The 14,867-nt window shown below is 44.8% G+C and carries 14 protein-coding genes; 7 read left to right on the top strand and 7 right to left on the bottom strand.

Annotated features, from left to right (window positions below):
• Positions 1–6: 6 nt before the first annotated feature.
• Positions 7–861 (top strand): lipase secretion chaperone, encoded by an 855-nt coding sequence (locus AC6R16_RS12160; RefSeq protein ID WP_500674506.1) that lies wholly within the window; start codon positions 7–9, stop codon positions 859–861.
• Between the two features lie 37 nt (positions 862–898).
• Here the strand turns inward: AC6R16_RS12160 and AC6R16_RS12155 are convergent, their stop codons facing one another.
• From AC6R16_RS12155 to pspA, 7 genes are all read right to left on the bottom strand, one after another.
• Positions 899–1,465: a DNA-3-methyladenine glycosylase I gene (locus AC6R16_RS12155; RefSeq protein ID WP_500674505.1), complete on the bottom strand. Its 567-nt coding sequence runs from the start codon at positions 1,463–1,465 to the stop codon at positions 899–901.
• 63 nt (positions 1,466–1,528) lie between these two features.
• Positions 1,529–4,630, bottom strand: a complete 3,102-nt coding sequence (locus AC6R16_RS12150) for an efflux RND transporter permease subunit (protein WP_500674504.1) — start codon at positions 4,628–4,630, stop codon at positions 1,529–1,531.
• The gene (locus AC6R16_RS12145; protein ID WP_500640711.1) at positions 4,623–5,711 is read right to left on the bottom strand and encodes an efflux RND transporter periplasmic adaptor subunit; all 1,089 of its coding nucleotides are present in this window, start codon (positions 5,709–5,711) and stop codon (positions 4,623–4,625) included. Before AC6R16_RS12145 ends, AC6R16_RS12150 begins: the two co-directional genes overlap by 8 nt.
• 1 nt (position 5,712) lies before the next feature.
• The gene (locus tag AC6R16_RS12140; RefSeq protein ID WP_500674503.1) at positions 5,713–6,744 is read right to left on the bottom strand and encodes an efflux RND transporter periplasmic adaptor subunit; all 1,032 of its coding nucleotides are present in this window, start codon (positions 6,742–6,744) and stop codon (positions 5,713–5,715) included.
• Positions 6,745–6,931: 187 nt separating this feature from the next.
• Entirely contained in the window at positions 6,932–7,351 is a 420-nt protein-coding gene (pspC, locus tag AC6R16_RS12135; RefSeq protein WP_500640713.1) for an envelope stress response membrane protein PspC, read from the bottom strand.
• Positions 7,314–7,547: an envelope stress response membrane protein PspB gene (gene pspB, locus AC6R16_RS12130; RefSeq protein ID WP_500674502.1), complete on the bottom strand. Its 234-nt coding sequence runs from the start codon at positions 7,545–7,547 to the stop codon at positions 7,314–7,316. Before pspB ends, pspC begins: the two co-directional genes overlap by 38 nt.
• A gap of 84 nt (positions 7,548–7,631) precedes the next feature.
• A complete protein-coding gene (gene pspA, locus AC6R16_RS12125) occupies positions 7,632–8,300 on the bottom strand; it encodes a phage shock protein PspA (RefSeq protein WP_500640715.1) in 669 nt (222 codons plus the stop codon).
• 215 nt (positions 8,301–8,515) lie between these two features.
• Here pspA and pspF point away from each other — a divergent pair, with 215 nt between their 5' ends.
• The 6 genes from pspF (at position 8,516) to AC6R16_RS12095 (ending at position 14,860) form a co-directional block, all read left to right on the top strand.
• Positions 8,516–9,508 carry a phage shock protein operon transcriptional activator gene (pspF, locus tag AC6R16_RS12120; protein WP_500674501.1) on the top strand — a complete coding sequence of 331 codons (993 nt, stop codon included), beginning with the start codon at positions 8,516–8,518 and terminating at the stop codon, positions 9,506–9,508.
• A gap of 116 nt (positions 9,509–9,624) precedes the next feature.
• Positions 9,625–11,244: an ABC transporter substrate-binding protein SapA gene (gene sapA, locus AC6R16_RS12115; RefSeq protein ID WP_500674500.1), complete on the top strand. Its 1,620-nt coding sequence runs from the start codon at positions 9,625–9,627 to the stop codon at positions 11,242–11,244.
• The gene (locus AC6R16_RS12110) at positions 11,244–12,206 is read left to right on the top strand and encodes an ABC transporter permease (RefSeq protein ID WP_500674499.1); all 963 of its coding nucleotides are present in this window, start codon (positions 11,244–11,246) and stop codon (positions 12,204–12,206) included. The genes sapA and AC6R16_RS12110 overlap by 1 nt, the downstream gene beginning before the upstream one ends.
• Positions 12,193–13,080 carry a putrescine export ABC transporter permease SapC gene (sapC, locus tag AC6R16_RS12105; protein ID WP_004748052.1) on the top strand — a complete coding sequence of 296 codons (888 nt, stop codon included), beginning with the start codon at positions 12,193–12,195 and terminating at the stop codon, positions 13,078–13,080. Before AC6R16_RS12110 ends, sapC begins: the two co-directional genes overlap by 14 nt.
• On the top strand, positions 13,080–14,078 hold the full coding sequence (locus AC6R16_RS12100; RefSeq protein ID WP_500640719.1) for a peptide ABC transporter ATP-binding protein: 999 nt from the start codon (positions 13,080–13,082) through the stop codon (positions 14,076–14,078). Before sapC ends, AC6R16_RS12100 begins: the two co-directional genes overlap by 1 nt.
• Positions 14,075–14,860: a peptide ABC transporter ATP-binding protein gene (locus AC6R16_RS12095; RefSeq protein ID WP_500640720.1), complete on the top strand. Its 786-nt coding sequence runs from the start codon at positions 14,075–14,077 to the stop codon at positions 14,858–14,860. Before AC6R16_RS12100 ends, AC6R16_RS12095 begins: the two co-directional genes overlap by 4 nt.
• The last annotated feature ends 7 nt before the right edge of the window (positions 14,861–14,867 follow it).

Here is a 14,867-nt window from a genome sequence, read left to right as displayed (position 1 = left end):
AAATCAATGAAAAAGACCGTTCTAATCACCATTTCTGTCATCACTTCAATTGGATTTGGAACGGTCTTATATTTGTCCGATAGGCAACAGGAAACTGCAGACCCAATCCTTTCTCAAGCTGATGTAGACGTTGACACAACTACCCCCAAGCACTTTTTTGATTTTTCACTAAGCAGTTTAGGTGAACAAAGTCTTGATGAGATAAAAAAGAAGGTGAATGACCGTGCTTCAACAGAAAGCGAATTGAGTAACGAGGAAGTATTGTTTGCCACTTATTTGGAGTACAAAGAAGCGTTAGCAGAGCTTGAACCCTTGCAAGCAACCCAACTTACTGCTCTAGACCTCGAACAACTTCACGCGCAGATCTTAGCGTTACAGTCTCGCTATTTCTCTGAGCAAGAAATAAAGCTGCTATTTGAAGAAGAGAATCTGTTGCGACAATTGGCGATTAACAAAGCGAAAATCACTGAAAATGATCTAGATGCCCAGCAAAAAAAGAGCTTACTAGAAGACCAACTCAATGACATGCCTAACTACATTCAGGCAGCAGAAAAAAACAATCGGCTGGTTGTAGAATTGGACTCTGTATCAAAGCTTGATGACCAAGATAAATACATCGCTAGAAGTGAGTTAGTTGGTGAAGATGGGGCTAAACGATTGGCAGAGCTCGACCTGCAACGCGCTGTATTTCAAACAACGCTAGATTCCTATTTAGTAAGTAGGGATGAGCTACTCACGTCTAACTCTCTTTCCGAGCAAGATAAACAGCTACAGATCGCACAGCTAAGAGAAAAGAGCTTCGATTCAACACAGTTGCGACGTGTCGAAGCCCTTGAGAGGATTCATGACCAAAGTCGTTAGCCAAACATGTTGGCAGCACAAAGTGTGCTGCCCAATGCTATTTAGCCCCTTTCTTTGGGCAGTCAACTAGGTGATCATCAACCATACCGACCGCTTGCATAAAGGCGTAGCAGATCGTTTCGCCCACAAACTTAAAGCCTTTCTTTTTGAGAAACTTGCTCATTGCTTTTGATTGCTCTGTCGAAGCAGGCACATCACTCATTTGCGTCCAATTATTTACTATCGGTTTACCATCAACAAACTGCCACAAAGCGTTCGATAAGCTGCCATATTCTTCAATCAGTGCCAAAGCCGCACGTGCATTTCCAAATACAGAGGTGATCTTGCCTCGATGTTTGACGACATCATAGTTTTCGATAATTCGCTCGACGTGACTTTCATCATACTGCGACAGGCGTAATAGGTCGTAACCTTCAAACGCGGCTCGGTAACCCTCGCGTTTCTTTAGAATCGTAATCCAACTCAGCCCTGCCTGAGCCCCTTCTAAGGTTATGAACTCAAACAGTACTTTGTCATCATAAACGGGGACGCCCCACTCCGCATCGTGATATTCACGCTCAAGTTCATGATTCATCGCCCAAGCACAAGTTGTATCCTTGCTCATTGATTGTCTCCTTATAAAAACAAACGCCCCCGACAAAGTCAGGGGCGTTTACTTCTAGTTTAGTTAGTTTGGCACTTTTACTTTGTGGAATAGACGATACAACACTGGTACGACAATAAGTGTCAGTACTGTCGCAAAACCTAAACCAAACATGATGGTTACCGCCATCGGCTTGAAGAAGATGTCAGGAAGCAGAGGAATCATACCCAAGATGGTCGTAATCGCCGCCATACAAACAGGGCGAACGCGACTTAATGCTGCGTCAACCACTGCCACATATGGGTCTTTGCCCGAGTGCATTTCAATCTCGATCTGATCCAACAAGACAATACCATTCTTAAGCAACATACCGGACAAGCTCAAGAAACCGAGCAAGGCCATAAAGCCAAATGGGGTATTCAGAGCCAGTAGACCTGTCGTCACACCAATGATTGCCAGTGGTACCGTTAACCAGACGATCAACGGCTCTTTCACTGAGTTAAACAAGAATACGGTGACTAAGAACATAAACAAGTAGCCCATCGGCATAGTAGTAAAGAGTGACTCTTGGGCATCACCCGAAGACTCATACTCCCCGCCCCACTCTAATGAATAGCCCGGTGGTAACTCAATCGCTTCGATTTGAGGCATCAGACGAGTTTGAAGTGTCGCGGCAGTCTCTTCACCTAGCAAATCAGGATCAGCAAAGACCGTTAGCATACGCTTACGGTTCTTACGTACTATGATTGGGTCTTCCCAACGAATATCGTAGCCCATAGTGACTTGTTGCAGTGGGATGTACTCGCTAAGTGCAGGACTCCATATCTTCATACCTTCGATATTTCGAATGTCGACACGTTCGTCTTCTGGTAAGCGAGCCACGATTGGCATTAAGGTCGTACCATCTCGGTATACACCGATAGACTTACCGGAGAAAGACATCGCAAGAAACTCATCCACATCAGACTTACTGATACCGTAACGACGAGCTTGGCTTTCGTTAAATTGCGGCTCAAGCACTTTAGTGCGTTCACGCCAGTCATGACGAATGTTAGTTGCGCCTGGATCGGCATGCATGATGTCTTCAACTTGCTTAGCGATACCACGCAGTACTGTTGGATCTGAGCCTATAATACGAGCTTCAATTTTCGCACCGCCGCCTGGACCAAGTTCAATCTGCTTCAGCTTGTAGTTGATTTCAGGGAACTTGTCCTCTAAATGCAGCCTGAAGTTCGTCATCAAATTCGCAAGTTGCTCGTAATCAGTTACCCTAGTCGTAATTTCACCATAAGCCGCATAGCTCTTCTCTGGCGCATAGGTCAGCATAAAGCGTTGCAGACCTTTACCAGCTGTAGTGGTAATGTGCTCGACACCTTCTTGATCAGATAACCAAGACTCTAAAGCTTTGAGCTTGGTGTTCGTTGCACGAATATCGGTTCCTTCAGGCAACCAGATGTCTGCTTGGAAGATAGGTGTCGTCGAGGACGGGAAGAACGATTGCTTAACTTGGGTAAAGCCAACAATACTCGCTGCTAAACCCAGAATAAGCACAACAACGGTTAACCAAGCACGCTTCATACAAAACTCAAGGAAGCCTTTGTACACTACAAAGATCATCCCATTGTATGGATCGCTTTCCGCTCCATCTTGCTTAAACTTCTGACCTTTAAAGAAGATATCAGCAAAAAATGGAGTAAGAGAAATGGCGGTAAACCAACTCAACATCAGCGAGATGAGAAGCACACTAAACAAGGTGCCACAATACTCACCTGTCGCGTCCTCAGACAAACCGATTGGCGCAAACGCTGTCACCGCAATCACTGTCGCACCTAGCAACGGCCATTTGGTTTGAGTCACGATATCTGTCGCGGCTTGCATCCGCGTCCGCCCTTTCTGCGTGCCAATCAATATCCCTTCGACCACCACAATGGCATTATCCACCAGCATACCTAAAGCGATAACCAGAGCACCTAGGGAGATGCGTTGTAAATCGATAGCAAAGTACTTCATAAATATGAAAGTACCCAGAACGGTGAGTAGCAAAATAAGACCAATCAACAGGCCTGATCTTAGTCCCATAAAGAACAGCAATACGATGATAACGATCGCGACCGCTTGACCTAGGCTGACAACAAACCCGCTCACAGACTTATCAACTTCTTTAGGTTGGCTATAGATCTCAGAGATCTCAACACCCACTGGCTGCTGGTACTTAAGCTCTGCTAAACGTCGATCAAAACGTTGACCAACTTCAACAACGTTTACCCCTTGAGCAAAGGAAACCCCTAAGTTAAGTGCCAGTTCACCATTGAAAGTGACGATATTGCTCGGCACTTCAACATAACCACGGGTAATTTCAGCGACATCTTTCAGGTAAATCAGTCCCTGCGCGCCACTCTCGGTAATGATTAAATCACCGAGCTGATCCACATTCTTAAACTCACCTGTAGGATGAATTCGAATGTATTCGTCGCCGATCCGAATTGCGCCTGCATCAGAAACGACATTCTGAGTGGATAACAAGTTAAATACTGTGTTCGGAGCTATACCAAGAGTGCTCAAACGCTTCATCGAGATCTCTATAAAGACCTGCTCTTGCTGCTCACCTGAGACCGAGATCTTACTGACTCCGTCAATCAGCTCTAGCTCTCGACGTAGATAATCCACATAATCGAGTAGCTCTTTGTAGCTGTAGCCATCACCTGTTACCGCTAGCAAAATACCGTAAACGTCACCAAAATCATCAATCACCGACGGGTCATTCACCCCAGGTGGTAGCTGACCTTTTAGATCGTTTACTTTTCGACGTAATTCATCCCAAATCTGGGGTAAATCATCAGGGCCGTAGTTGTTTTTCATCGAAACCGTTATTTGCGACAAACCACGACTTGAGATGGAATTTACCTCATCAACATAGGTAAGCTGTTGAATCGCTTTCTCTATCGGATAAGTTACTTCTTCTTCTACTTGCTGGGGTGTTGCACCCGGGTAAGAAGTCACGACCATCGCATCTTTGATAGTAAACGCAGGGTCTTCCAATCGCCCTAAACCAAAGAAAGCCGCAGCGCCACCAATCAAGAAGATTAATGAGATCATCCAACTGATCACACGGTTGCGGATAAAGTAAGCCGCGATTCCCGTTACATCATCATCGCTTTGCGGCGAGTTGTTATTGTGTTCACTCATTACCCGCCTCCTGCTTAACTACTTGCACCTGCATTCCTTCCCTTAATCTAGAAATACCTGCTATCACAACCGATTGGTCACTGCTCAGACCATCAAGGACTTGAACGGCATCTTTACTCGCCTTTCCAGTCACCACTTTCTGCTTGGATACAGAGTTGTCTGCATTGAGTACCCACACATATTTGCTTTGTCTATCCAGTGAGTCTCCATCACCATTAAAAATGGCTTCAATAGGCACCTGCACCCCACCTTTAAGCTCTAAACCAACGTCTTTACCCTTAGACGTGACTTCTACCGCCATACCGTCAAGAATGTACTCTTCTTCAGGCATAGGTAGCGTTAAAGTCACGGTAAATGTGCCAGTAGCCGGATCAGGTTCAGTAGTAAACTCTTTAATACTGGCGTTATATTCATTACCACTCGGCACTCGCACGACAGCTTCAATATTTTCTAACGATTCTTGAGTAGGTTGGTTTGCATGGAGCTGATCGGGAAGTTGTATAAGAACCTCAACGCTCTCTACACTATGGATATTAACGATTTGCTGACCAACCTGAATATTCTCAAACTGGTCAACGTTAACCCGCGAGATAATCCCATCAACAGGGGCTTTCAACTTAGTAAAAGATAGGCGAAGTTTGGCCAATTGAAGCTCCGCATAAGCGATCTGACGATTCGCTGCTATCTCGTCAAACTGGGACTTCGCTAGTAAACCTTTATCAACAAGCGGTTTTGAACGCTTGTACTGACTATCAACTACGCTATAACGTGCGGCCGCGTTATCTACCTCAAGTTTGTAGTCTGTAGGATCCAGTTCGGCGATCAGTTCACCTTCTTCAAGATGATCACCTTCTTTAACGTAAATTTTGCTGATTTCCCCAGCAACACGGAAACTCAAATGAGAGCGCTCTGCCGCATTTGCAACTGCAGGAAAATAAAGACGATCTTCGTTAATGACTTGGTTTGCGAGTTCAAGAACTTTTACCTTGGGTGTACCAAAATCAACATACTGTGGTTCACCACCACACCCAGCTAACAGTGCAGCCGAAGAGAGCGCACATAGATTTAACCACTGCTTCATCTTATAGACCTCGCTCTTTGATCCACTCTCGAACCTTAATCCCAGATTCAATACCGTTTACACCCGATATAACGATCTGATCGCCTTCGTTCAATCCACTTTGCACTTGCTGTTTGTCATTTAATTCAACTAGAGCTTTAGCAACGATACCTTGTGAATCGACTCGCCAAACATACGTTTGACCGTTTTCTTTCATCAGTGCAGATTGAGGGATACGCGTTGCACCGGTAGATTCAACGGCAACATGAATGGAACCAGCCATACCGGGCAAGATACCAACATCTTCTGGCCTTTCCATTACCATGGTAACTTTGTAAGAACCTGTTTTTGGATCTGCCTCAGTATCCACTTCTTGGAACATGAGTTCATACTGACTTTCAGGGAAGGCGTCAAAGGTCATGTTTGCAGTCAGATTAAGGCCACTCGCGAAGCGATTTAGAAGATGATCGGGTAGTTGAAAAATAACCTTCATTAGCTGCGTAGTCTGAATGTTCATTACGCCTTCTTTAGCCGCTATATACTCGTGAGCCTCAGCAGGAACAATTGAAATAGTCCCTTTATAAGGTGCAACTAAGCGCGTGTAGCGTAAGTTGGCTTGCGCTTGTTCCAAAGTGGCTCTAGCAGAATTTCGTTTGGCTTTCGCTTCATCAAAATCTTGCTCAGACACTACTTTGTCTTTACGTAGCTTTTTATAGCGCTGGTATTGAACATCAGCGAGTCGATATTGAGCTTCTGCTTGCTTCGCTAAAAGTGTGTACTCATCTGGATTAAGTGATGCCAACACATCACCCTTATCTACAGATTGCCCTGCAACAACATCAATAGACTGGAGTTGGCCGGGAACTCGGAACGCGAGTACCGCTTTGTCACCTGCTTCTGAAGTGGCTGGAAAGGTACGTTCAAACTGGGCATTGCCGATAGAAACAGTAAATAGCTTTGCTGGCCTTGAATCAGGCTCGGGAACAGGAGGAAGTTCCTTGCCACACCCACTCAGTAAAGCGGCTGTCGCAAGAAACAAAATAGATTTGCGCATAATCAATCATCCGTTTGCAGCGATTAGTTACAAAGATAGATGAATGATACCGCCTCTTCCATAGACATGACAAAAATTATTATGAAAATTAATAATTTGCCCAGTATATGAGCGAAACGTCGCACTTTTGAGCCTTCACTGTGTCGGATGCACCTGAAGGCTCAATTTGGCTAATTCAACTGAGTCACTATAGCGTTTTAAACTCTTTATCGACTTTAAACGCGTCAGAAGTGACGTAAGCTTCAATGTCGCGAATTTGGTTTTCTAAATTGTGAAAATCTTTCTCAATCGTGTTGAGTAACATTTCAGGCGTTTGACCTTGCTGCCAAGGTTTATTTTTCAGCTTGTGTTCTTGCTCGGCTTTGATCGCTTCAACGTAGTTAGGTGGCTGTTTTTCGATCATCAGCGTCATCGCGATATAGGCGAGAATGACTAAGAAACTACCACCAAGCAGAGCTGCTGAAATCACTAAAATACGAACTAACCATACTTCCAACGCAAAGTAGTTAGCCAAACCTGCACATACGCCAGTGATTTTGCCATTGACGGTATCACGATATAACTCACGTTTATTCATAACGACGCCTCCAGCTTGGAGATTCAGCATCCAAAATACGCTCTAACGTATCAACTCGGCTCTGCATAGTGGCAGCTCTCTCTGATAGTGTCTCCAGTCGTTGCAAGTCTTCCTGAGATAAGCCTGTGCTAGCGGTTTTCTTACTACGGTAGTGCAAGAACAGCCATAGAGGAGCAACGAAAATCAGAAATACGATCAGTGGACCAGCAATGAAAAATGACGACATAAATAACTCCTTAATGAAAGGTAGATGAACGGCAATCTAAAATAACGTTATCTACCTAATAAATTTAACAAAATATAACTGGAATTACTTTTTATCTTCCATTTGCTTTTTTAGCTTTTCTAACTCTTTTTCAATTTCATCTTGAGCTTGCAGCTCTGCGAATTCTTGGTCTAAAGATTTAGCGTTGCCCGTTTTCGCATATAAATCTGCTTCTGCTTCCATCTCATCGACTTTGCGCGAGTATTGCTCAAACTTAGCCATGGCTTCACTAGTACGCGCAGTATGCAGATGCTTTTGAACATCACGGCGATTAGAAGCGGTTTGACTACGAATAGCTAAAGCCTGTTGCTTAGCACGAGTCTCAGTAATTTTTGTTTCTAATTTACTGATTTCACCAGTCAACTTGTCGATGGTCTCTTCAACTAACGTTTGCTCTGTATGCAGACCTTTCAGCATGTCTTGCAGTTTTTGCTTTTCAATTAGCGCAGCTCTTGCTAGATCTTCACGCTGTTTAGTTAGCGCTAAGGTTGCTTTTTGCTGCCACTCATCAATGGCAGCTTCCATTGACTCAACTTTGCGTGCCAACTCTTTTTTATCAGCAATCGCTTTTGCTGAGTTGGTTCTCACTTCTACTAATGTATCTTCCATTTCCTGAATAATTAAACGGATCATTTTTTCAGGATCTTCTGCTTTATCTAATAGAGCACTGATGTTTGAATTAACAATGTCGGCGAATCGAGAGAAAATACCCATAGCTAGGCTCCTTATTTTGTTGCAATCAGGTCATGCTAAGCATCACCATCGAATCTGTGTTTGTTTATACCTAAGTAACTAGTTCCTAATACTCCAAGTTACGTGCCAAGTTTTCACCCTATATAAATCAGTTAGTTACTAAATAACTCATTGCAATCATTATCAACCTGTGTTGAATTTAACCTACAGTTGGTAAATTTCACCACGGAGCATTCATGCAACAAAACCTTATTGGCGAATCCCCTGCCTTTCTTTCTGTATTAGACAAGGTATCTAAGTTAGCCGCTATTGAGCGACCAGTATTGATCATTGGCGAGCGAGGAACTGGTAAAGAATTGATTGCTCAGCGACTTCACTACTTATCAAAACGTTGGGATCAGCCGTTAATTTCACTCAACTGCTCTACCCTCAGCGAAGGCTTGATTGATTCAGAGCTTTTTGGTCATGAGCAAGGCTCATTCACCGGCTCTAAAGGGCGTCATAAGGGTCGATTTGAACGCGCTGAAAATGGCACCCTATTTTTGGATGAGTTGGCCACGGCACCATTACTTGTGCAAGAAAAACTTCTCCGAGTGATTGAATACGGTCAATATGAGCGTGTTGGTGGTCATCAGCTCTTGAATGCCAATGTGCGTCTAGTCTGTGCCACCAATGCAGATCTACCTCACATGGCGAGTGAAGGTGTTTTCCGCGCAGATTTACTCGACAGACTGGCATTTGATGTTATCCATTTACCGCCTCTTCGCGAACGACAAGAAGATATCCTATTACTGGCCGAATACTACGCAATTAAGATGTGCCGTGAGTTGGGCTTCGAGTACTTTGTCGGCTTCTCGACTCAAGCAGAACAAAGCTTGCTCAGTTATCATTGGCCGGGAAATGTGCGCGAGTTGAAAAACGTGATTGAACGAGCAGTTTACCAACACGGCATGCAAGACGGGGCCATTGATCAGCTGATTTTTGATCCTTTCCAATCTTCTTGGCAGAGCATATGCCCAGAGGAAGAAACAGCCGCAACCCCTGAAGTGCCCGAGTTTCAATTCCCGATCGACTATAAACAGTGGCAAGAACAACAGGACCAACTCATACTTACAGAAGCATTAAAGCAGAGCCAGTTTAATCAGAGGAAGGCTGCTGAGTTACTTGGGTTAAGTTATCACCAATTGCGAGGCATGGTCCGTAAGTATGACCTGACTAACCTCAGTTAACCCACCAATTTTGTGGTTTTGCTTTGGTTACAGCGGGTAATTAGTGGTAAATTATTAGGATCTTAAGGCATAATGGTGAGTTCCATTGTGCTTTGTCCCAGACACTTGTTCTTTCTATGAAAGCATTCATTCAGTTTACATTAGGTTTGTTCAGCCTCAGCCTATTAGCCGGTTGTGGTGAAGAGATTGACCATGACAAAATTCGTCAGAAGGGTTTTGTCTATTGTGGTCAAGGTGGTCCTTCGACGTTTAACCCTCAATTGGTCGATAGTGGCATTACAACCGAAACACTCAGCCCTCAGCTGTTTAATACTCTGCTTACTCTCGATAGCCAAACCTATCAGCCGGTGCCAAGCCTTGCGACTAAGTGGTCAGTTAATAAAGAAGGTACTGAGTACATCTTTACGTTGCGTAAGGGTGTCGAGTTCCAAACCACAGCTTGGTTTACTCCTTCCAGAGCAATGAACGCAGAAGATGTGGTCTTTAGCTTTAGACGCATTATTGATACTACCAATCCATTTCACTATGTCGGAAGCGGACTTTACCCTTGGTTCAGTGGGATTGATTTCCAAAACCTCGTTGTTGACGTGTCAGCACTATCCAAGCACAAAGTGAAATTTACTCTTAACCGACCTGACAATAGTTTCCTGTCCAATATTGCAACCAGTCATGCGGTCATCCATTCTAAAGAATATGCCGGACAACTTGAGCTCAGCGACGAGAAAAGTATGCTCGATAGTCATCCTGTTGGTACTGGTCCATTCTACCTTGCTGAATATCAAGTCAACGACCTCATCCGTCTTAAGCGCAACATTCGCTATTGGCAAGATCAACCAAAGATGGAACAGGTCGTATTCGACATATCTCAACGCGGCACAGGCACTTTGGCTAAACTACTCCGCAGTGAATGTGATGTGCTCAACGCCCCACTCTCGAGTCAGTTGCCAATTATTGAGCAAACAGCAGATGTCGAGTTAACTGCGAAGCCTGCAATGAATATCTCTTTCGTTGCCGTGAACACTTCCCACCCTGCACTTAACGATGCTCGCGTGCGTAAAGCACTTAACTATGCCATTAACCGTCAGAATATTTTGGATTCGGTCTACTACGGCACAGGTAGTCAGGCGTATTCCGTTTTGCCCCCTTCTTCGTGGGCTTATCAAAAAGATGCGGTACAAATTCGTTATGATCGCAACTACGCTATCGCGCTGTTACGTGAAGCGGGGTATAGCAAAGGGTTAGAGCTGACAATGTCAGTTCCATTGGAGCCACGTGCTTTCAACCCGAGCCCAAGAAAAACGGCAGAGTTGATTCAAGCAAACCTAGCTGATGTTGGAATTAAACTCAATTTAATGACAGACGATCGATTCGATCGCAGCAACCTAAATAGCAATGAAAACATTGACCTCCACTTAACGGGCTGGATCGCCAATACCGGGGACCCGGACAACTTTTTAAGGCCGCTTCTCTCTTGTGAATCCAAACGCGCCGGACTTAATGTTTCAAGTTGGTGTAATCCTGACTTCGATTTTCTGCTCGACCTTGCACTTGAGGTCGATAAGCCTCGCTATAGGCAAAACCTCTATAAACAAGCGCAGAACATACTTAATGAAGAATTCCCTGTGATCCCACTAAATCATGGCATGCAGTTGCAAGCGCATCACACCTCACTTAGAGGCTTTAAGGTTAGCCCATTCAATGCGCAGCCGTTTGATACTGTCGAGAGGTTCAAGTAATGCTGTTGTATTCCGTTCGACGCTTTAACCTGTTTATCATCACCTTATTGATACTCACTATGGTGGGTTTCAGTATTCTAAGGTTAGAGCCTAGCTCTCCATGGGCTATCCATGATTTTTGGAGTGGCTGGATGCTGTATCTTGGCGAACTCATGCAGCTTAACCTTGGCGTTACCAAGTTAGGGACTCCTATAATTGACGAGCTGAGCATTGTCTTTCCCGCGACGCTAGAGCTATGTTTTATCGCCTTTGTGATATCGCTGCTCATTGGAATACCAGTTGGGACGTTAGCGGGTATGAAGCAAGGAAAGTGGGTCGATACTGTGATTTCGTTTACTTCCATGTCTGGATATTCTGCACCGCTATTTTGGGTCGCACTTTTGATGATCATGGTGTTTTCACTGCACTTTCAGGTATTCCCTGTCGCAGGTCGCTACGATTTGCTCTATCAAATTGACCACGTTACTGGTTTTGCGATTATCGATGCCTTCTTTGCTAGCGGAGAATATCGAGCCCATGCGTTGCAAAGTGTTTTGGAACACCTAATTCTGCCTTGCCTTGTTCTCGCGCTTGCGCCAACGACGCAAGTCATAGGCTTGATGCGAGCTTCCGTTGCTGAAGTTATGGGACAAAACTATATTCGCGCCGCACGTATCAAAGGTTTATCAACACACGAAATCGTGACCCAGCACGTGTTACGCAACGCTATCCCGCCGATTATTCCAAAAATCGGTGTGCAGCTTTCTAGCATGCTAACACTTGCCATTATTACTGAATCTATCTTTAACTGGCCGGGCATTGGCCGATGGTTACTTGATGCCCTCTCAAATCAAGATTACGTTGCGATTCAAGCTGGGGTCATCGTCGTTGCGACGTTTGTCCTAACCGCTAACATCTTATCTGATTTGATTGGTGCCATGGTCAATCCATTGGTAAGGAAGGAGTGGTATGCTAACCGATAATGTCTACCAAGAAGAGCGTATCCCTACCCAGTTTGAACGATTCTGGCGTAGTTTCCGTGCAAACAATTTGGCTATGTTTGGCTTATGGTGCTTACTACTGCTATGCCTAATTACGCTTGTTTCACCTTGGATTACACCTCATGACCCACAAGCGCAAAGTGGTGAGTTACTTGTGCCTCCATCTTGGAACCCAACCGGTACGGTTGAGTACTTCCTTGGAACCGATGATCTCGGCAGAGATATTCTTTCACGCTTAATTGAAGGCTCGCGTCTTACCTTTGGTGCTGCTTTTCTGATTACGGTTATCGCTACAGTGATTGGATGTATCATCGGCGTACTAGCAGGGATGACCAAAGGCTTGCTATCAAGTGTCTTAAACCACTTACTTGATACCGTCATGTCAATTCCATCGTTGCTATTGGCGATTATTTTTGTCGCTTTCCTAGGCTTTGGCGAGTTCAATATTTTGCTGGCTATCTGTTTAGCCTTAATTCCAAGATTTGTCCGCTCAGTTTATATCGCAGTACATACCGAAGTGGAAAAAGACTACATCATGGCTGCACGCCTTGATGGGGCAAACCAATTCTATCTACTTTGGAACTCCATATTGCCCAACATTCTTGTCGTCATTGCCACCGAAATTACGTTGGCATGGTCAATCGCTATTTTGGATATCACCGCGCTTGGTTTTCTTGGTTTAGGAGCACAAGCGCCAAGCACTGAGTGGGGAGCTATTCTTGGAGACTCTGTTGAGCTGATCTACCTTGCTCCCTGGACAGTAACTCTTCCCGGACTCGCGATCATGTTTACTGTTATTGTCATTAACCTTGTTGGTGAAGGTATTCGCCAAGCGCTTAACGCGGGGATCGAATAATGCCGTTATTAGATATTCGACATCTCACTATCGAGATAGAAACGCCTCAGGGGATGATGAAAGCCGTTGACCGAATGAGCCTGACGATGAATGAAGGCGAAATTCGCGGCTTAGTGGGTGAGTCGGGCTCAGGGAAAAGTCTGGTTGCTAAAGCCATCGTTGGTGTATGCAAAGACAACTGGAAAGTGACCGCAGACCGAATGAGACTAGGAAATGTCGACTTACTTCAGCTGACACCTAAAGAGCGTCGACGTGTCATAGCCCGCGATATTGCGATGATCTTCCAAGAGCCATCAACCTGTTTGGACCCTTCAGAAGAAGTAGGAAAACAGCTTATTGAAGCGATTCCCTCACGCTCTTTTGAAGGTAAATGGTGGGAGCGCTTTAAGTGGCGTAAGAAACAGGCGGTCGCGTTACTGCATAAAGTTGGGATTAAAGACCACCAACAAATCATGGATAGCTTCCCATACGAGCTAACTGACGGTGAGTGTCAAAAGATCATGATAGCGATGGCGATCGCTGCCAAACCTAAGCTATTAATTGCAGATGAGCCAACCAACGACTTGGATCCGATTACTCAGTCGCAGATCTTACGTTTGTTGAGTCGGATGAATCAGCTACACAATACATCGATCATGTTAATTGGTCATGACCTGACAACCATTACCCAGTGGGCAACCCGCATTACGGTCATGTATTGTGGTCAGTCAGTTGAGTCTGCTGATACCAATAAGATCCTAGAAAAACCAAAGCATCCATATACAGCCGCACTGTTGAAAGCGATGCCCGATTTTAGCGACTGGATTCCGCATAAGGAGAAACTTCAATCTCTGCCAGGATCGATTCCTCCACTACAGCATTTGCCCATTGGTTGCCGCCTCGGTCCACGCTGCCCATATGCGCAACGTCAATGCGTTGAGATACCTATGACTCGCCGAATCAAGAATCACAAGTTTGCATGCCACTTCCCACTAAATATGGAGAAGAAGAAAGCATGAGTGCCCTATTAGAAGTCAACGCGTTATCAAAAACCTTTGTCACACGTTCAAGCCTTTTCCGTAAAAAGGTTCAACAGGCAGTAAAACCCGTCAGCTTCAGCCTAGAAGCAGGCCAAACCATTGGTTTTATCGGTCAGAACGGCTCTGGAAAATCGACACTAGCGCGAATGTTAGCAGGTGTAGTGGAACCCTCCTCAGGAGAAATACGTGTTAATGGCGAATTGCTTGAACACGAAGATTATTCGACTCGCTGCAAGCTTATAAGAATGATTTTTCAAGACCCAAACACCTCTTTGAATCCACGTATTCAAATTGGCCGAATTTTAGAAGGTCCGCTAAAACGAAACACTAGCATGCCACCCGAGGCTCGGATTAAACGCGTCAAGGAAACACTGTTAAGAGTGGGTTTGTTACCCGAACATGCCTACTTTTACCCTCAGATGCTTGCTACAGGTCAAAAGCAGCGTGTTTGTTTAGCACGTGCACTTATCCTGCAACCGTCGGTTATCGTCGCAGATGAAGCGCTCAATGGACTGGATATGGCGATGCGTTCGCAGATCATTAACCTGTTCTTGGAGCTGCAAGAAGAAATGGGGGTTTCCTTTGTTTATGTATCTCAACATATTGGTATTGTTAAACATATTACCGACAAAATAATGGTGATGCATGAAGGAGAAGTTGTGGAAAGTGGAGAAACCCATGAAGTACTCACTTGCCCGACTCATTCGGTTACCCAAAGACTAGTCGAAAGCCATTTCAATAAAGCGACTTGTTTTAAATAGGAACTCA

Source organism: Vibrio sp. R10-SG3-ISO10 (genome assembly GCF_059834185.1).
The sequence above is the reverse complement of the archived record's forward strand: the minus strand, read 5'-3'. Positions and strand labels throughout refer to the sequence as shown.

Excerpts from the sequence above, each read along its gene's own strand:
- AC6R16_RS12160 (WP_500674506.1), top strand. The coding sequence starts at position 7 with ATGAAAAAGACCGTTCTAATCACCATTTCTGTCATCACTTCAATTGGA.
- AC6R16_RS12155 (WP_500674505.1), bottom strand. The coding sequence starts at position 1,465 with ATGAGCAAGGATACAACTTGTGCTTGGGCGATGAATCATGAACTTGAG.
- AC6R16_RS12150 (WP_500674504.1), bottom strand. The coding sequence starts at position 4,630 with ATGAGTGAACACAATAACAACTCGCCGCAAAGCGATGATGATGTAACG.
- AC6R16_RS12145 (WP_500640711.1), bottom strand. The coding sequence starts at position 5,711 with ATGAAGCAGTGGTTAAATCTATGTGCGCTCTCTTCGGCTGCACTGTTA.
- AC6R16_RS12140 (WP_500674503.1), bottom strand. The coding sequence starts at position 6,744 with ATGCGCAAATCTATTTTGTTTCTTGCGACAGCCGCTTTACTGAGTGGG.
- pspC (WP_500640713.1), bottom strand. The coding sequence starts at position 7,351 with ATGCTGAATCTCCAAGCTGGAGGCGTCGTTATGAATAAACGTGAGTTA.
- pspB (WP_500674502.1), bottom strand. The coding sequence starts at position 7,547 with ATGTCGTCATTTTTCATTGCTGGTCCACTGATCGTATTTCTGATTTTC.
- pspA (WP_500640715.1), bottom strand. The coding sequence starts at position 8,300 with ATGGGTATTTTCTCTCGATTCGCCGACATTGTTAATTCAAACATCAGT.
- pspF (WP_500674501.1), top strand. The coding sequence starts at position 8,516 with ATGCAACAAAACCTTATTGGCGAATCCCCTGCCTTTCTTTCTGTATTA.
- sapA (WP_500674500.1), top strand. The coding sequence starts at position 9,625 with ATGAAAGCATTCATTCAGTTTACATTAGGTTTGTTCAGCCTCAGCCTA.
- AC6R16_RS12110 (WP_500674499.1), top strand. The coding sequence starts at position 11,244 with ATGCTGTTGTATTCCGTTCGACGCTTTAACCTGTTTATCATCACCTTA.
- sapC (WP_004748052.1), top strand. The coding sequence starts at position 12,193 with ATGCTAACCGATAATGTCTACCAAGAAGAGCGTATCCCTACCCAGTTT.
- AC6R16_RS12100 (WP_500640719.1), top strand. The coding sequence starts at position 13,080 with ATGCCGTTATTAGATATTCGACATCTCACTATCGAGATAGAAACGCCT.
- AC6R16_RS12095 (WP_500640720.1), top strand. The coding sequence starts at position 14,075 with ATGAGTGCCCTATTAGAAGTCAACGCGTTATCAAAAACCTTTGTCACA.